The 17,005-nt window shown below is 64.2% G+C and carries 14 protein-coding genes and 1 other RNA gene; 5 read left to right on the top strand and 10 right to left on the bottom strand.

What is annotated here, in order from left to right; all coding sequences use genetic code 11:
* Positions 1 to 2: 2 nt before the first annotated feature.
* The 3 genes from AC2ETI_RS14170 to AC2ETI_RS14160 form a co-directional block, all read right to left on the bottom strand.
* On the bottom strand, positions 3 to 3,017 hold the full coding sequence (locus AC2ETI_RS14170) for a bifunctional [glutamine synthetase] adenylyltransferase/[glutamine synthetase]-adenylyl-L-tyrosine phosphorylase (RefSeq protein WP_019748946.1): 3,015 nt from the start codon (positions 3,015 to 3,017) through the stop codon (positions 3 to 5).
* Positions 3,014 to 4,354 carry a glutamine synthetase family protein gene (locus tag AC2ETI_RS14165; RefSeq protein WP_003941637.1) on the bottom strand — a complete coding sequence of 447 codons (1,341 nt, stop codon included), beginning with the start codon at positions 4,352 to 4,354 and terminating at the stop codon, positions 3,014 to 3,016. Before AC2ETI_RS14165 ends, AC2ETI_RS14170 begins: the two co-directional genes overlap by 4 nt.
* Before the next feature lie 107 nt (positions 4,355 to 4,461).
* Positions 4,462 to 6,033 (bottom strand): alpha/beta hydrolase, encoded by a 1,572-nt coding sequence (locus AC2ETI_RS14160; protein WP_283309855.1) that lies wholly within the window; start codon positions 6,031 to 6,033, stop codon positions 4,462 to 4,464.
* Positions 6,034 to 6,240: 207 nt separating this feature from the next.
* On the opposite strand from AC2ETI_RS14160, the gene panB reads away from it, so the two are divergent.
* Genes panB through pip form a run of 3 tightly spaced genes read left to right on the top strand, consistent with a single transcriptional unit; the run spans position 6,241 to position 8,567 of the window.
* A complete protein-coding gene (gene panB, locus AC2ETI_RS14155; RefSeq protein WP_003941624.1) occupies positions 6,241 to 7,092 on the top strand; it encodes a 3-methyl-2-oxobutanoate hydroxymethyltransferase in 852 nt (283 codons plus the stop codon).
* Between the two features lie 51 nt (positions 7,093 to 7,143).
* Positions 7,144 to 7,584, top strand: coding sequence for a hypothetical protein (locus AC2ETI_RS14150; protein WP_020969914.1), 441 nt, complete (start codon positions 7,144 to 7,146; stop codon positions 7,582 to 7,584).
* Positions 7,584 to 8,567, top strand: coding sequence for a prolyl aminopeptidase (pip, locus tag AC2ETI_RS14145; protein ID WP_483634049.1), 984 nt, complete (start codon positions 7,584 to 7,586; stop codon positions 8,565 to 8,567). Before AC2ETI_RS14150 ends, pip begins: the two co-directional genes overlap by 1 nt.
* A 4-nt stretch (positions 8,568 to 8,571) precedes the next feature.
* On the opposite strand, the gene AC2ETI_RS14140 is transcribed toward pip, so the two are convergent.
* The 3 genes from AC2ETI_RS14140 to rnpB form a co-directional block, all read right to left on the bottom strand.
* Positions 8,572 to 9,981: an RNB domain-containing ribonuclease gene (locus tag AC2ETI_RS14140; RefSeq protein WP_483634091.1), complete on the bottom strand. Its 1,410-nt coding sequence runs from the start codon at positions 9,979 to 9,981 to the stop codon at positions 8,572 to 8,574.
* Between the two features lie 77 nt (positions 9,982 to 10,058).
* Positions 10,059 to 10,244, bottom strand: coding sequence for a hypothetical protein (locus tag AC2ETI_RS14135; RefSeq protein WP_007735457.1), 186 nt, complete (start codon positions 10,242 to 10,244; stop codon positions 10,059 to 10,061).
* A 320-nt stretch (positions 10,245 to 10,564) separates the two neighbouring features.
* An RNA gene (rnpB, locus tag AC2ETI_RS14130) (RNase P RNA component class A) lies at positions 10,565 to 10,979 on the bottom strand.
* Positions 10,980 to 11,033: 54 nt separating this feature from the next.
* On the opposite strand from rnpB, the gene AC2ETI_RS14125 reads away from it, so the two are divergent.
* Positions 11,034 to 11,561 (top strand): DUF1697 domain-containing protein, encoded by a 528-nt coding sequence (locus AC2ETI_RS14125; RefSeq protein WP_283309856.1) that lies wholly within the window; start codon positions 11,034 to 11,036, stop codon positions 11,559 to 11,561.
* A gap of 28 nt (positions 11,562 to 11,589) precedes the next feature.
* Positions 11,590 to 12,825, top strand: coding sequence for an SLC13 family permease (locus AC2ETI_RS14120; RefSeq protein WP_283309857.1), 1,236 nt, complete (start codon positions 11,590 to 11,592; stop codon positions 12,823 to 12,825).
* Positions 12,826 to 12,854: 29 nt separating this feature from the next.
* Here the strand turns inward: AC2ETI_RS14120 and AC2ETI_RS14115 are convergent, their stop codons facing one another.
* The 4 genes from AC2ETI_RS14115 to cobC form a co-directional block, all read right to left on the bottom strand.
* Positions 12,855 to 13,979, bottom strand: coding sequence for a bifunctional RNase H/acid phosphatase (locus AC2ETI_RS14115; protein WP_020908143.1), 1,125 nt, complete (start codon positions 13,977 to 13,979; stop codon positions 12,855 to 12,857).
* Complete coding sequence (locus tag AC2ETI_RS14110; protein ID WP_483634048.1) at positions 13,976 to 14,713, bottom strand: zinc ribbon domain-containing protein; 738 nt, start codon at positions 14,711 to 14,713, stop codon at positions 13,976 to 13,978. Before AC2ETI_RS14110 ends, AC2ETI_RS14115 begins: the two co-directional genes overlap by 4 nt.
* Positions 14,714 to 14,821: 108 nt before the next feature.
* On the bottom strand, positions 14,822 to 15,955 hold the full coding sequence (locus AC2ETI_RS14105; RefSeq protein ID WP_483634047.1) for a Nif3-like dinuclear metal center hexameric protein: 1,134 nt from the start codon (positions 15,953 to 15,955) through the stop codon (positions 14,822 to 14,824).
* A complete protein-coding gene (gene cobC / locus AC2ETI_RS14100) occupies positions 15,952 to 16,986 on the bottom strand; it encodes an Rv2231c family histidinol phosphate aminotransferase CobC (RefSeq protein WP_483634046.1) in 1,035 nt (344 codons plus the stop codon). The genes AC2ETI_RS14105 and cobC overlap by 4 nt, the downstream gene beginning before the upstream one ends.
* Between the last annotated feature and the right edge of the window lie 19 nt (positions 16,987 to 17,005).

Here is a 17,005-nt window from a genome sequence, read left to right as displayed (position 1 = left end):
CGCTACTCCCCGCCGAAGACCCTCTCCACCACAGCTTTTGCCCGTCGTGTGATGCGCAGGTAGTTGTCGAGGAATTCCCCTGCGTCGTCGCCGTATCCGGCAACCTGCGCCACCGCCGCGAGAACACGGCCCGGGCCGGGAAGCTGATCCGTCGGCTTGCCCCGCACAAGAACGAGGCAGTTGCGTGCCTTCGTCGCGGTGATCCAGGCGTCACGCAGCAGTTCGACGTCACCTTCGCTGAGCAGTTCCGCGGCGCCGATGGCGTCGAGAGTCTCGAGCGTCGACGTGTTGTGCAGCGACTCGATCTTGTCGGCGTGGCGCAGCTGCAGTAGTTGCACAGTCCACTCGATGTCGGCCAAGCCACCGCGACCCAGTTTGGTGTGCGTCGCCGGATCGGCTCCGCGAGGAAGCCTTTCGGAATCGACGCGCGCCTTGATGCGCCGGATCTCGCGCACCGCCGCGTCACTGACGCCGCCTTCGGGGTAGCGCGTCTTGTCGATCATGTGCAGGAACCGCAGTCCCAGTTCAGGATCACCGGCAACCGGGTGCGCACGAAGCAGCGCTTGAATCTCCCACGCCTGAGCCCACTTCGCGTAGTACGCGTCGTACGACTCGAGCGTGCGAACCATCGGTCCGTTACGGCCTTCCGGACGCAATCCGGTGTCGACTTCGAGCGGAGGATCCGTGCTCGGTGCCCCGAGAAGCTTACGCACCTTGTCGGCAATGCTGTTGGCCCACTTGACCGCAACGGTCTCGTCGACGCCCTCGCGGGGTTCGCACACGAACAGCACGTCCGCATCGGATCCATAGCCGAGTTCGCCGCCGCCCAGTCGCCCCATGCCGATGACGGAGAAACTGGCCGGCGCCTCGGTCCCGAGTTCAGTGACGCTGGCCTTGATCACCGCGGAGAGCGATGCATTGAGCACCGCGGCCCACACCGAGGACAGCGCCTTGCAGACGGCGGGAACATCGAGCATGCCGAGGATGTCGGCCGAAGCGATGCGCGCAAGTTCGTGTCGCCGCAGCGAGCGGGCCGCGGCAACAGCACGATTGGGATCACTGTGTCGGCCGGAGGCGGTGAGTATTCCGCGAGCGACGTCCTCGGGCTTCGGCTCGACAAGGCGCGGTCCACTCGGCGAATCCGCGAACAAGCGAATCACGTCGGGAGCCTTGATGAGCAGGTCGGGTAGGTACGCCGACGAGCCCAGCACGGTCATCAGACGCTCGGCCACCGCAGCCTCGTCGCGGAGCAGGCGCAGGAACCACGTCTGGTCGACGAGCGCGTCCGAGAGCCTGCGGTAAGCGAGCAGACCTGCATCGGGATCCGGTGTGTCCGCGAGTGATTCGAGCAGAGTCGGCAACAGGAGCGCTTGAATGCGACCCTTGCGTGAAGCGCCACTCGTCAGTGCAGTCAGATGCCCGAGAGCATGCTCGGGTGCCGTGTAACCCAGAGCGGCCAACTGCCGAACCGCGGCTTCTGGTCCCAGGACCAGCGCTTCCTTGTCCATCCGCGCCACCGATTCGAGAAGCGGGCGGTAGAACAACTTGGCGTGCAGGCGGCGAATCCGATGCGAATTCCGCTTGATCTCGGCGCGCAGGACTCCCAGGGAATCCAGCCGACCGTCTGGCCGCATGTGCGCGGCGCGGGCCAGCCAACGCAGCGCTTCCTCGTCGTCCGGCGGCGGCAGGGTGTGTGTGCGCTTGAGCTTCTGCAACTGCAGACGGTGCTCGAGCAGGCGCAGGAATTCGTACGACGCAGTCAGGTTGGCGGCGTCGTCGCGGCCGACGTATCCACCCGCCGCCAATGCGGTCAGTGCATCGACCGTGCTCTGGACATGCAACGAACTGTCGGCGCGCCCGTGCACCAATTGCAGGAGTTGGACGGCAAATTCGACGTCGCGCAAACTTCCGCGGCCGAGTTTGAGTTCACGCTCACGCAGTTCGGGGGGAACCATTTCCTCGACGCGTCGACGCATGGCCTGGACTTCGGGGACGAAGTCCTCGCGCTCGGAGGCGATCCACACCATCGGGCTCATCGCCTCGGAGTACTGGCGACCGAGCTCCATGTCGCCGGTCATCGGACGAGCCTTGAGCAGTGCCTGGAACTCCCAGGTCTTGGCCCAGCGCTTGTAGTACGTGATGTGGGATTCGAGGGAGCGAACCAGTTCTCCGCGCTTGCCTTCGGGGCGCAGCGCAGCATCGACCTCGAAGAATGCGGAAGTACCGATACGCATCATCTCGCCGGCAACGCGGCTGGCCGTCGCATCGGCCGGTTCGGCGACGAACACGACGTCGACGTCGGAGACGTAGTTCAGCTCGCGCGCACCACATTTGCCCATGGCGATCACGGCGAGCCGGATCGGACAACTGCCCTCGGGGCACACCGTTGCGATAGCCACCGCCAGTGCGGCGGTCAGGGCAGCGTCCGCGAGATCGGAAAGCTGGTGACCCACAGTCTGATACGGCACTACTGGTTCGTTCTCGACGGTCGCCGCAAGATCAGCCGCAGCCAGCAGCATCAGCTGGTCCTTGTAGCTCTTACGCAGAGCAACAACAGCTTCCGGCCCGGTCAGGGTTGCGCGGTAGGTCAGCGAGCCTTCGGTAGCGCCCTCGTCGAGGGTGGCGCCCACGGCCTCGAGCAACGCTGCGGTGGCCTCGTCCTTGGTCGGCAGAGCGGTTCCGTCGAGCAGTTTCCAGCCGATCGGATCCGCGGCCAGGTGATCGCCGAAGGCCGACGACGCACCCACGAGTGCGAACAAGCGGCCTCGCAGGCTTTTGTCCTTGCGCAATGCCTGATCGAGTTCGCGCCACCCGTCGTCGAGCCCGTCCTTGATCCGCACAAGGGTGCGCAGAGCGAGGTCGGCATTCGCGGCACGCGAAAGCGACCACAAGAGTTCGATGCTCTCGGCGTCGACCCAACCGAGCTGACGCAACTCGTCGGCAGCGGTGGGCTCGACCAGCCCGAGTCGACCCGGTCCTGGAACTGCTGATCTCGCAGCGGGCGGTTTCACCGTCACAGACCGAGGTAGGTCTTGAGCTCGAACGGCGTCACGTGGCTGCGGTATTCCTCCCACTCACGACGCTTGTTGCGCAGGAAGAAATCGAAGACGTGTTCGCCGAGTGCTTCGGCCACCAGTTCCGACTTCTCCATCTCGCGCAGAGCGCTGTCCAAGTTGCTCGGCAGTTCCTTGTAACCCATGGCGCGGCGCTCGGCGGAGGTCAACGACCACACGTCGTCTTCTGCCTCGGGCGGCAAGGTGTAGCCCTTCTCGATGCCGCGAAGACCGGCAGCAAGCAGGACCGCGAAAGTCAGGTACGGGTTGCAGGCCGAGTCTGGGCTTCGGATCTCGACGCGGCGCGAGGACGCCTTGTTGGGCGTGTACATCGGGACGCGAATGAGAGCCGATCGGTTGGACGGGCCCCACGACGCAGCAGTGGGTGCCTCTCCCCCGTGGACGAGTCGCTTGTACGAGTTGACCCACTGGTTCGTGACCGCACTGATCTCGTTGGCGTGCTCGAGGATGCCGGCGATGAACGCCTTGCCGGTCTCGGAGAGCTGCATCGGATCGTCAGGATTGTGGAAGGCGTTCGTGTCGCCCTCGAACAGGCTCATGTGGGTGTGCATCGCGGAGCCGGCCTGATCACTGAACGGCTTGGGCATGAAGCTCGCCCGGACGCCTTCACCGATCGCGACCTCCTTCACGACGTATCGGAACGTCATGACGTTGTCGGCCATCGAGAGTGCGTCGGCGTAGCGCAGATCGATCTCCTGCTGACCCGGCGCGGCCTCGTGGTGGCTGAACTCGACCGAGATGCCCATCGACTCGAGTGCGTCGATGGCGTGGCGGCGGAAATTCGGAGCCGAATCGTGCACGGCCTGGTCGAAGTATCCGCCCGAGTCGGCCGGGATCGGCGGAGTGCCGTCGATCGGGCCGTTCTCCAGAAGGAAGAACTCGATTTCCGGGTGGACGTAGCAGCTGAAGCCCAAGTCGCTGGCCTTGCTCAACTGGCGACGCAGTACGTGGCGCGGATCGGCCCACGACGGCGAACCGTCGGGCATCGTGATGTCACAGAACATGCGCGCGGAATGCTGCGCACCGTCCTTGTGGGCCCACGGCAGGATCTGGAATGTCGAGGCGTCGGGCCGAGCGACGGTGTCGGCTTCGGAGACTCGTGAGAATCCCTCGATGGCGGAACCGTCGAATCCGATTCCCTCCTCGAAGGCGCCTTCGAGTTCGGCGGGGGCGATCGCCACCGATTTGAGGTACCCGAGAACATCGGTGAACCACAAGCGGACAAACCGAATGTCGCGCTCTTCCAGGGTACGAAGCACGAATTCTTTTTGGCGATCCATGCACGCGAGACTAAGCAAGCCACGTTAAATCTGTGTTACATCAGTGGTCCCGGTTAACAGAGTGATTGGTCACCATCGAATAGGCGCAGCGTACGGCGTCGCGCCGGTTAACATGTCAGACCCTCTTCCGGTGCCTTCAAGTAAACGAAGTAGTCGACGACGGCATCGTCGACGCAGGAGTTTCCGTCCAGAACCACCGTGTGTTGGGTTCCGTCGAACGTGATCAGGGCAGCGCCCAACTGCTTGGCGAGATCCACTCCGGCCTGATACGGCGTTGCCGGATCCTGCGTCGTGGAGACGACGACCAACTGAGGCAGGCCGGCATCGGCGAGCGCCTGGGGGTCGAGCGCGTGAGGGCTGCCGGTAGCCGGAACGGGCCAGAACGCGCACAGGTCGAGCGGCGCTTGACCCGTCCCGCGGCCGTCGTCGAGGAACGGCGCCGCCTCGCGGTACCGAGTGTCGGATTCGCCGGCCTCGGCGCGGTCGGTGGTTGCCGGATCGTCCACGCAGCGAATGGCGTTGAACGCGTCGTTGATGTTGGAGTAGCTGCCGTCATCCTCACGGCCTTCGTACATGTCGGCGAGATTGAGCAGCGAGTCGCCGCGTCCGTCGGCCAGACTCGACAGACCCCCACGCAGCGGCGTCCACAACTGTGGCGAATACAGAGCCTGCTGCACGCCCGTGATCGCGTCGGAATAACTCAGCCCGCGCGGATCGGTGGTCTGTGCCGGCTTCTCGATCAACGGATCGACGAGTGCCTGAAAGCGTGCCTGCGCCTGCGCCGGATCATCACCCAGCGGGCAATCCGTTCGCGAGACACAGTCGGCGACAAAGGCGTCGAACGCGCCTTGGAAGCCCTGCCCCTGCAAGACCACTTCGTCGACCGGATCCTGCTCGGGGTCGAGCGCGCCGTCGAGGACCATCGCTCGGACGTTCTGCGGAAAGGTTTCCGCGTACGTGGATCCGAGCCGGGTCCCGTACGAGAACCCGAGGTAGTTCATCTTCGGATCGCCGAGAACGCCCCGAATGACGTCCATATCTCGCACCACCTCGTAGGTACCGACATGAGCGAGGAACTCCGTACCGGTCCGCTCAGCGCACTTGGCGGCGTAGTCCTTGCTGTCCGCCTCGGCGAGAGCGATGCCCTCCGGCGTCATGTCGACGTTGACCTCCGCACGCTCCGCGTCGGTCTCCTCCGGCGTCAAACACCGAACCTGCGGGGTCGATGCCCCGATCCCCCGCGGATCGAAGCCGATCATGTCGAAACGTTCCTGCAGTTCGGTGACCGAACCCGATGTCGCCATCGACAGCCCGGACCCACCCGGCCCGCCGGGGTTCAGCAACAGTGAGCCGATGCGGTCGCCGGTTGCCTTCGAACGCGAGATCACCACCTTCGCGGTGTCGCCGTTCGGATTCGCGTAGTCGACGGGAACGCTCACCTCGGCGCAGTCGACCCCACGCCCCAGCGGCGCAGTTCCTTCTTCGACAAATTGGTCGCACGAACCCCAGTCGAGCGTCTGCTCGTAGAATTTCTCGAGGCCGGACGGCACCGCGGACGCGGCAGAACCAGCAGGTTCCACTGATTCGGGCGTGCCTTCCGAACTGGTGCAACCGACAACCAACACGAGCACTGCTGCGCTTCCGGCGAGGGCACCGGAGAGGCGAACGAACTTCGACATGCCATTGATGGTGCCAGGAAACCTCGGTAGCCAGCGGTTCGCCTCGGTTCGGCACCTAACTGACAGGCACGCGGTGATGTGACCCATTGCACCCCGTCAACTATTCGTGTCGGCGATGTCCGGTGGCAGACTGAACACGTCATCACCCACACCCGGGGACCCGAAGGCGATCAACGCTCAGGGCCTCGAGGCCAGAAAGGGACAACGATGTCCGAAACACCTCTCTATGGTTCTGTACCCACTGCAAGCTCTACCGATGCACCGAAGCGTAAGACGCGCATTCACCACCTCGCCGAGATGAAGCAGAACGGCGAACGCTGGTCGATGCTCACCGCTTACGACTACTCCACGGCACGCATCTTCGAAGACGCAGGCATCCCGGTGCTGCTCGTCGGCGACTCTGCCGCCAACGTCGTCTACGGCTACGACACCACCGTGCCGATCACCGTCGACGAACTGCTCCCGCTCGTGCGTGGCGTGGTTCGCGGCGCCCCGCACGCACTCGTCGTCGCCGACCTCCCCTTCGGCACCTACGAGGGTTCCGCCGAGCAGGCCCTTGCGACTGCGACACGGTTCATGAAGGAAGGCCTCGCGCACGCCGTCAAACTCGAGGGCGGCGAGCGGATGAGCAAGCAGATCGCGGCTATCACCTCGGCCGGCATCCCCGTCATGGCTCACGTCGGATTCACCCCGCAGAGCGTGAACTCGCTCGGCGGATTCCGCGTCCAGGGTCGCGGCGACGCGGCCGAGCAGCTTGTGGCGGACGCCATTGCAGTCCAGGAAGCCGGGGCGTTCTCCGTCGTCATGGAAATGGTTCCGGCCGAGATTGCGGGCCAGGTCAGCCGCAAACTCACCATCCCCACCGTCGGCATCGGGGCCGGTTCCGAATGCGACGCTCAGGTACTCGTCTGGCAGGACATGGCGGGTTACACGAGCGGTAAGACAGCCAAGTTCGTCAAGCGTTTCGGTAACGTCGGTGACGAACTGCGTTCCGCAGCCGCCGCCTATGCATCAGAAGTTCGCACTGGCGCTTTCCCGGCCGCAGAACACAGTTTCTGATCCGAGACCGGCGAACGCCGCCTGTCTCTCAACCAGCCAGGGGTGCGTTCAATGATCGGTAACCGTCGAAGTTCTACTGCCGCAGCTGTAGTCGGCGCGGCAGCTCTCGTCACGGTGCTGAGCGGATGCGCGGGAGGGTCCACCAACTCTCCCGCGCCCAGCAGCACTACGCCCGCGAGTTCCACCAAGACGGCGCCGGCAACAACCTCCGCGTCCGGTTCGACGTTCACCGACGCTCAGGTCCAGCAGTTGTGTTCGGATATGGAAGGGCAGCTGCAGAACTGGCGGACCGTCACCCCGACGCTCGGCAAGGGCGGACTGAACACGATCGTCATCACGTGGGCGACGCAGAACGGCATCAACCTGCTCGATCTCGCCCAGAACCGCGAAAGCATCGACGCGGCAACCTCGGCCGCATGCCCGGACGTCCGGGGCGGCGCGATTTCCGCACTCGAGATCCCCGATCTCGCCTCCGGGCTGGTGGGCTTCTGATGAGCGAAACGTCAGCACCGCCGTCGGCTCTGCGGAGTCTCTATCCCCCGATCGAACCCTTTGTCACCGGCTTCCTCGACGTCGGTGACGGCCAGAGCATGTACTGGGAAGTCAGCGGAAATCCGGACGGCAAGCCGGTGGTGTTCCTGCACGGTGGCCCCGGTGGCGGTGCACAACCGGCGGTACGCCAGTTCTTCGATCCGGCCGCATATCGCATCGTTCTACTCGACCAGCGCGGCTGCGGGCGATCCACCCCGCACGTTGCCGACGGCGCCGACCTGTCGGTGAACACCACGGACAAGCTGTTGGCGGACATCGAAGCCCTGCGCGAACATCTCTCGATCGACAAGTGGATGGTATTCGGGGGGTCCTGGGGTTCCACGCTTTCCATCGCCTACGCCGAAACGTTTCCCACGCGCGTCACGGAACTGGTTCTGCGCGGGATCTTTCTCCTGCGTCGTAGCGAGATCGACTGGTACTACAACGGCGGCGCGGGAAACATCTTCCCGGAGCGCTGGGACAAATTCCTCGAACCGGTACCCGAGGCGCAGCGCGGCGAAGACCTCGTCGCGGTCTATCACCAACTGCTCCATTCCGAAGACCCCGACGTCGCGGCCCGGGCAGCGATCGCCTGGTCGGCTTGGGAAGGATCGACGAGCTACCTGTACCCCCAGGCGGACAAGATCGAACAGAACTCCGAGACCAGGTGCGCCTTGGCCTTCGCTCGTATCGAGAACCACTACTTCGTCAACGGCGGATTCTTCGACGAGGGTCAGCTCCTACGCAAAAGCTCCGCACTGCACGGCATTCCGGGGACGATCGTCCAGGGCCGCTACGACGTCGTCTGCCCCGCCACCAGCGCCTGGGCGCTGCACAAGGCGTGGCCCGAATCCAAGCTCGTGATCGTCGACGACGCGGGACACTCCGCGATGGAGCCCGGCATCGCACATCACTTGGTGGAAGCCACCGATTCGTACCGGTAGCGCCCTACGCCGGGAACGTGAATTCCACCGTCCGTTTGACAGTGTCGACGGCGGTGAGTCGCACCTTTGCGCGCTCACCGTCATCGGGCGTTCCGACGCATTTCGCAATCACTGCGACCGACGGGACAAACACTTCCGCCGAGCGCTTTCCGTCCTTGGCGCGCATCACCACCGCGTCGAAGACCTCGCCGACCCGACCGTCGAGCAGCGTGGACTCGGTGAGATCGATGCACGCGCGGTCGACCTTGTTCGCCAGTGAGTCGGACCCACTCATGATGTCGGGCAACTCGGGAAGGGCGGTGCGCACCCATTCCGGTACCGGCGTACCAGCTGTGATCGCCAGACACACCTCGGTGCTGAAGCGATCGGACAGCCGGCGCAGTGGAGCCGTCACATGAGCGTAGGGCGCTCCGATCCCCGCATGCACCGTCAACTCCGGTAGCTGGCCGTCGAAGGCCGCGTAGTCTGCGCCGCGCAGCAACGACGGCGCAACTGACATCAGCGCCATCGTCGACGGCTCGTTGGAATCGAGTCCGGCAAGAATCTGCCCGACGCTTCGACCCTCCGGCCACGTGATACCCAGCGCCACTGCAGTTCTCCGCAGGGTGCGAACCGCGGACTCCTCGGCCGGCGGCAGCGTGCGAAGCAGCCCGATACCTGCGTCGATCATCATGCGGCCGGCACACATACCGGTCAGCAGCGACACTTCTGCGTTCCAGTCGTCCACTTCGGTGCGTGGCTCGAGCTCGATCCGCCAGCGAGCCGAGGACTCGTCCTCTGGCTGATCCCGAACCACTGACTGCTCGGGCAGTTTCAGCTCGATGGCGCCCCTGGCAACCGCCGAGGCACTGCGCAATCGTCCGAATTCCGGTAGTGCGGCGATCGACGGATGCAAGGTGCCCGCGTCGGCGTCACGTTGCACGGTCGAATAATCCAGACGCGCCACCGATTTCACCAGAGCGCGTCTCACCTGCCATGACGTGGGCTCGGCCTGGGCGTCCAACTCGATACGCCACAGTGCGGCGGGGCGAACCACGTCCGGCAGCAGACTCGCCGATCCCTCCGACAACGCCCGAGGATGCAGCGGAACGGAACCGTCCGGGAGATAGAAGGTTTGACCACGCTTGCGGGTTTCGACGTCGAGCGCACCGCCCGGCGTCACCACCGCCGCGACGTCGGCGATCGCGTAGTGCACGACGTACCCGGTCGAGGTCTTCTCGATGTGCACTGCCTGGTCGAGGTCCATCGATCCGGGGGGGTCGATGGTCACGAAGGCGATACCCGTTTCGTCGACACGCCCGGCACCGAAACGATCCACGGCATTCTCGGCCTCGGCCTGCGCCGCGGCCGAGAATGCTCCCGGCAAGTCGAACTCCGCCCGAACCACTCCGAAGTCGATTCCCTGCACCATCATTCGACTTGCGGGCACGCATCCTCCATGATCGGTTCGGGCCGGTGTAGCAGCTGTACCGGTCCCAGTTGTTCCAAGTCTCAGTTGTTCCAGTCTTCGTCTGCCCGATCGGCGGCTTTGTTGCGTTCGGCAGCGATCTTCAATGCATGCTCGGCAGAGTCCCGATCAGGGTACGGCCCCATCCTCGTCAACGAGGACGCGCCCTTTCCCTGCGTGACGGAACCGTCGGACACGTCGAAGTACCAGAGTCGATCTTCATCAGTCATATCCACAGTGTGACATCAGAGTGAGATAGAAGCTTGTAGATCGCTGTGAGACTGATATTCTTTCTACTTGGCCTGGCAGGTGAGAACCGGACATTCGAACGGTGAGTTCTGCTTGAATGCCCAACACAAGCTACGAACAGAAAATGGAGTGCGCATGTCCGCAATTCTTTACGATTACCTCCTCCCGCTCATGGGCCATGACGCGGCAACGTACTGGGCTACGCTGCTGGTCATCAAGCCTGTCTGACAGCTTTCCGAACAAGAGAAGACCCCCACCGATCCGGTGGGGGTCTTCTTTTTCTCACTGTGCAGATCGCGGGCGGACGAGTCGGCGTGTAAGCCGGATCCTGTCCTGCGGCACCGAAGTGCCGAGTGGCGACCATCCATCTGGGCACACCGTCGCCGGGTGCCTCGAGCGGTTCACCCGCAGGCTCGGGCGAGCAGCCCTCGAACACCTGCGCAGCCGCACCGCGAGCGATGCGACCTTCAACCTTGCTCCGGGCGGGGTTTACCTAGCCACCCCGGTCACCCGAGGTGCTGGTGCGCTCTTACCGCACCGTTTCACCCTTACCTGCCTCGAAAGGCAGGCGGTCTGTTTTCTGTGGCACTGTCCCGCGAGTTGCCTCGGGTTGCCGTTAACAACCGCCCTGCTCTGTGGAGTCCGGACTTTCCTCGGCCCCAGGCCTGTGCGTGGTACACGCTGGTTCCAGAAGCCGCGGCCGCCCGGCCAACTCGTCCGCCCCCGTATGCTACCGGGCGCCTGTCGGTGGCCGGCACTATGGTCACCTTATGACTCGGTACGTGACCCTGCTACGCGGTATCAACGTGGGCGGCATCAACATCAAGATGGCGGACCTGGCGAGAGTCTTCGGCGACCTCGGATTCCAAGGCGTGAAAACCGTCCTGGCCTCGGGCAACGTTCTGTTCGACAGTCCGAGCACCGACATCTCGTCGCTGAAGAAACAGATCGAATCTGCCCTCGCCCGCGAGTTCGGCTACGAGGCTTGGGTATTCGTCCTCGACATTCCGACGCTGCAAGCGATCGTGGACAACTACCCGTTCGACCGAGAACGCGAGGGTTGGCATGCTTACGCGATGGTTGCCTCCGAGCCGGAAATCCTCGAGGAATTGAGTGCTGCGGCAGCGCAACTCGATGCCTCGGTCGAACGCGTGGTGGCCGGCGACGGAGTCCTGTACTGGGAGGTCGAGAAGGGGCAGACCGTCAAGAGCGCGTTCGGCAGGAACACCGGAAAACCGAAGTTCAAGGCGTTCACCACAACCCGAAATCTGAACACGCTCTACAAACTGCTCAAATGACGCTCGCCCCGACACGGAGCACCAGCGCGTGACTCTTCTACCGATCCTGCTCGTCGCCGTCGTCCTCGTCTTCGCGATAGTGCGTCCACGTGGGCTTCCCGAGATCGTCATCGCCGGGCCGGCAGCTGTCGTCGTTCTCCTGACCGGTGTCGTCACTCTCGACGAAGCCCGCGAAGAACTGACGAGCATGGCACCCACCGTCGTCTTCCTGGTTGCCGTGCTGGTTCTCGCTCATGCCGCGGACGCTCTCGGCGTCTTTCGCTGGGTCAGCCAGATCCTGCAGCAAAAATCCCTCGCCGATCCGCACCGGTTGCTGATTTACGTATTCGGCGCGGCTGCCCTGACCACGGCGGTCCTGAGCCTCGACGCCACCGTCGTACTTCTGACACCCGCAGTGATCGCGGCCGCACGATCCATCGGAGCAAGTCCGCGGCCCCATTCGTATGCCAGTGCGCACCTGTCGAACTCGGCGTCGACGCTTCTGCCGGTGTCGAACCTGACCAACCTCATCGCTTTTGCTGCAACAGGTTTGACGTTCTTGCACTTCACCGCGTTGATGGCGCTGCCGTGGGTCGTGACGATCGCTGTCGAATATCTGATCTTCCGACTGTTCTTCCGATCCGAACTCGTCCGCTCGGAAAACACAGAGCCACCGGCAAGTAAAACTTCCTCGCCTGCGCCGAGTCTGCCGCTGGCGGTGATCGGACTGACGCTTGTCGGTTTCGCGGTTTCGGGTTTCTTCGGGATCGAGCCCGCCTGGATCGCTGTGGTGGGTGCGAGTGTTCTGGGAGCGATCGCTCTGGCTCGGCACCGTACGACCGCCTCCAAGATGCTCTACGCTGCCGACCTCTGGTTCTGCGCGTTCGTCCTGGTTCTCGGGATCATCGTCGTCGGAGTCGCGAACGGGCCGGTGGGAGAATGGATTGCGCAGATCCTGCCAGGCGACACCAGCTACGGATCACTGCTATTCGTCGCCATGGTCGCTGCGCTCGCGTCCAACCTCGTCAATAACCTGCCGGCAACCTTGCTGATGATCGCGGCGCTCGGGACGGGAGCACCTCCAGGCCTGGTGCTCGCGATGTTGATCGGCGTCAACCTCGGGCCCAACCTCACCTACGTGGGCTCTCTCGCGACAATGCTCTGGCGACGAGTTGCCACCAGCGCGGGCGCACCGCCCACGCTGGCGACGTTCACTCTGCTCGGGGTCATCACGACGCCACTGACGCTGCTCGCCGCCGTGAGCGCCCTGTGGTTGGTGATCTGATCAACGGCTGATCAGCAGTCGGGGCATTTTCAGCGAAGATGTGACGTGTCGTTGACCAACCGGACCGAGGCTCCCCCGTCTGGATAGAACTCGGTGATACTCAGCGACGCCAGATCCAGATGCAACCGGTACAGCAAGGACGGCCCGGCATCGAGGGCCAGCTGCACCAACGTCTTGATCGGGGTGACGTGAGAAACGACCAACAGCGTCGCGCCGCCGTAGGTCGAGATCAGGTCGTCACGCGCGGCGACGACTCGTTCTCGTACCTCATCGAAACTCTCGCCGCCGGGTGGGCGCACCGAAGTGTCCGAGAGCCATTCACGATGCAGGTCCGGATCGCGCTCGGCTGCCTCGCGGAAGGTGAGTCCGTCCCAGTCGCCGAAATCGGTTTCGATCAAACCTTTGTGCTCGACGACGGGAAGACCGAGCACGCGGGCCGATGCCTCTGCCGTCTCACGGGTTCTGCCGAGGGGTGAGCAGACGATGGCGTCGATACCGCCGCGGTTCCCGAAGCGTGCAGCCGCGCCGGCGGCCTGCGCGCGGCCCAATTCCGTGAGCTCAGGATTGCCGCGTCCGGAGTAGCGGCGATCGACCGACATCGCGGTCTGTCCGTGACGTAGCAACAACATTCGTGTCGGCTTGCCGGTGGTGGCGATCCATCCCGGAGAGCCGGCGATCTGCGGTTCCGACGTCTCTTCTGACGGCGCGGCGGGTGCAGCTGGTGCGGGGGTCGCGGTTTCGATCCCGGCAGCAGCGTCCATCGCCTCGTTGGCAAGACGATCGGCATGAGAATTCTCGCCGCGCGGAATCCACGTGTAGGTCACTCGCGAGAACTGCGTCGCCAACTCGGCTGCGCGTCGCTGCAGCGGAATCATGTCCGGGTGCTTGACCTTCCAGCGCCCGGACATCTGCTCGACGACCAGCTTGGAGTCCATACGGACGTCGACCGTCGACGCTCCGAGTTCACCGGCAGCGGCCAACCCTGCGATCAGTCCGCGGTACTCGGCGACGTTGTTGGTCGCTATTCCGATGCTTTCCTTGCGTTCGGCCAACACCGAGCGGGTGGAGTCGAAGACCACGGCGCCGTAGCCGGCCGGGCCGGGGTTGCCGCGCGATCCACCGTCGGCCTCGACGATGACCTGCGTGGGAGTCACAGACCGGACTCCTTGGTACGCACCATGATTGCATTGCACTCTGGGCAACGAACGACGATGTCGGCCGGTGTCGCGGCGATTCGGGAGATCTCGCCGCGGTCGATCTCGATCCGGCAAGCGCCACATCGGCGTGCCTGCAGAAGCGCCGCGCCCGGTCCGCCCAGGGTGCGCTGCTTCTCGTAGACAGCAAGGAAATCGGCGGGGAATTCACCGACAAGTCGTTCACGATCGGCGGCGCAACGCTCTTGCGCCTTGTCCAGATCGGCGACGGCGTCGTCACGGCGACGCTTGGCGTCGATCAGCTCTTCTTCGGCCTGGGACAGCTGGGCGCCGGCGTGATCGTGATCGGCCTGCAACGCCTCACGCTGCTCCATCACTTCGAGCAACTCGTCCTCGAGGAGCCCCTGACGCCTGACCAGGCTGCCGAGTTCGTGTTCGAGTTCGGTGAGCTGCTTCGCCCCGACCGACCCACTCTGCAACAGAGTGCGGTCACGATCCTCGCGCTGACGAACCGCGTCGACCTCGCCTTCGAGCTTGCGGATGTCTCGATCGATGTCGTCGATCTGGATTTCGACGGCTACGGACGCATCTTTACGGCTGATTCGCTCGGCCTCGAGACGTTCGACTTCCTGCTGCTCGGGAAGCGCTCCGCGTCGGTGGGTGATCCGAGTGAGCTCAGCATCCACCCCGGCGAGGTCGAGAAGCTTGGATTGCACCTGTGGTTCGACGTTCACGCTGTATAACTCCTGCTGTAAGTCCGATGTCGGCAGTGCTCGCGAAGGACGGCTCTCGAAGAACTGCTCTTGAATTGTTCGTGCAACCGTACCTTGCAGAGCGCTGCACTAATGCGCACTCAAACACCACGGATCGGTGCGAATTGTCGAAACCCGGCTTTCCCACCCCGGATTGTCGGCAAACGCGGCGTCGAGCACCGATTTCGCCTGCGCACACCACGGGTATTCACTAGCCCAATGGGCGACGTCGACCAGTGCCGGGCCACCGGCACGAAGATGCTCGTCCGCGGGATGATGCCGCAGGTCCGCAGTGACGTAGACGTCGGCGCCCAGCGCCGCCACCACGTCCAGATACGAGTCGCCGGAACCGCCGCACACCGCCACGGTACGAACGGTCGCGTCCGGATCTCCGGCAGCGCGAACACCCCACTCGGTCGAGGGCAGTGAGCGCGCCACTCGCGCCGTGAACTCTCGCAATGTTTCGGGGTGCTCGAGCTCACCCACCCGCCCCAGACCGAGCGAACTGGGGAACGCTGCGAGTTCGAAGACATCGAAGGCTGGTTCCTCGTACGGGTGGGCGGCACGCAATGCGCCCAGCACCGCACTTCGCTTTCCGCGTGGGGCAATCACTTCCACACGATCCTCGCGAACCTGCTCCACAGCGCCGACAGTCCCGATCGTCGGATTCGCACCGTCGGCTGGCAAGAACTGACCCGTACCGGTGACCGTCCAACTGCACTGGCTGTAGTCGCCGATCCGCCCAGCCTCGGCCTCGAAAAGTGCATCCTGCACGGCCGATGCATTCTCCACCGGAACCATGACGACCCACTTGTCGAGCGGCTGCGTCGGCTTGGGTTCGATCGGGCGCAGCACGGTCAGGCCCAGAGCCTGCGCCAACGCGTCGGACACTCCAGGGTCGGCGGAGTCCGCATTGGTGTGCGCCGAGAACAGTGCGCACCCCGCCTTGATGAGCTTGTGGACCAACGCACCTTTGGGTGTGTGAGCACCGACGGTGTCCACCCCACGCAGCAGAAGTGGATGGTGAACGACCAGAAGGTCGGCACCGGAGGCGATGGCGTCGTCGACCACTGCCTCGGTCGGATCCACCGCGAAAACCACTCTCGTCACCGCGTCCGCAGGATCGCCGCAGACCAGACCGACCGAATCCCACGATTCCGCCAGGGCGGGCGGATAAGCAGATTCCAGCACGGCTATGACGTCCACAAGAATTGGGCCGCTCACAAGATCTCCTTCATCGCTTCGATCAGTACCGAGACCTGCTCGGCTGGACGGACGGCAACGCGCAACTGATCGGGCCCGAGTCCGGGAAAGGTGTCGCACCGGCGGACGGCGATACCGCAGGCACGCAGGTGCTCTCGCATCGAGGCGCCGTCGCGGACGTCGACGAGCACGAACGGCCCCGCAGCGGGTTCGTGCACGGCAATCCCGATCTCGGTCAGTCGCCGGGACATGTCTTGGCGGTCTGCCGCAATCGCTTCGGCTTTGATCCTCGACTGCTCGACCGCGAACGGTTCGCAGCAGGCCGTGATGGCCTCGATCTGCAGACTGCCCAATGGCCAGTGGGCTCGGCCGTGAGCCAGTCGAGCGAGTAGATCCGGAGAGCCGATCGCGTACCCACACCGCAATCCGGCGAGTGCCCACGTCTTGGTCAGGCTCCGAAGCACCAGTACATCCGCCGACTCGACACCTGCGATGCTCTCCGCTTCGCCGGGGATCGCGTCGCCGAATGCCTCGTCCACCACCAGGATCCGGCCCGGCCGACGCAACTCCAACACATCGGCCTTGGGGTGAAGCACGGACGTCGGATTGGTCGGATTGCCCAGAACGACAAGGTCCGCGGATTCTGGTACCTGCGCGGCCCGAAGCTCGAAAGGCGGCTCCAGAATCACCTGCGTCACCGGTACACCGGCCTCTCGCAGCGCCAGTTCCGGCTCGGTGAAGGACGGATGGATCAGCGCTGCCGACCGAGAGCCCAGGCGCGGCAGCATCGCGAATCCCTCGGCACCACCCGAGAGCAACAACACCTCTTCGGGCCGGCGCCCGTGCCGCTGCGCGACGGTTTCGCGGGCTTTCAGTTCCGCTGCAGCGGACGGGTACGAACCGAGCGTCGACAGCCCTGCGGCCAGCCGATCCCGCAACCACTCCGGTGGGCCGGAGCCTTGAACGTTGACGGCAAAATCGAGTAACCCGGGCTCCGCTTCGACATCTCCGTGATGTCGCAAGCTCTCCAGGTCAACCGTTCCGGTACTCACCCGGTCAGCCTACGGTCGA

The organism is Rhodococcus sp. MurmanLake-1 (genome assembly GCF_056945715.1).
The sequence above is the reverse complement of the archived record's forward strand: the minus strand, read 5'-3'. Positions and strand labels throughout refer to the sequence as shown.

Bases quoted from the DNA above. Each gene is read 5' to 3' on its own strand.
- AC2ETI_RS14165 (WP_003941637.1), bottom strand. From the start codon at position 4,354: ATGGATCGCCAAAAAGAATTCGTGCTTCGTACCCTGGAAGAGCGCGAC.
- AC2ETI_RS14160 (WP_283309855.1), bottom strand. From the start codon at position 6,033: ATGTCGAAGTTCGTTCGCCTCTCCGGTGCCCTCGCCGGAAGCGCAGCA.
- panB (WP_003941624.1), top strand. From the start codon at position 6,241: ATGTCCGAAACACCTCTCTATGGTTCTGTACCCACTGCAAGCTCTACC.
- AC2ETI_RS14150 (WP_020969914.1), top strand. From the start codon at position 7,144: ATGATCGGTAACCGTCGAAGTTCTACTGCCGCAGCTGTAGTCGGCGCG.
- pip (WP_483634049.1), top strand. From the start codon at position 7,584: ATGAGCGAAACGTCAGCACCGCCGTCGGCTCTGCGGAGTCTCTATCCC.
- AC2ETI_RS14140 (WP_483634091.1), bottom strand. From the start codon at position 9,981: ATGATGGTGCAGGGAATCGACTTCGGAGTGGTTCGGGCGGAGTTCGAC.
- AC2ETI_RS14135 (WP_007735457.1), bottom strand. From the start codon at position 10,244: ATGACTGATGAAGATCGACTCTGGTACTTCGACGTGTCCGACGGTTCC.
- AC2ETI_RS14125 (WP_283309856.1), top strand. From the start codon at position 11,034: ATGACTCGGTACGTGACCCTGCTACGCGGTATCAACGTGGGCGGCATC.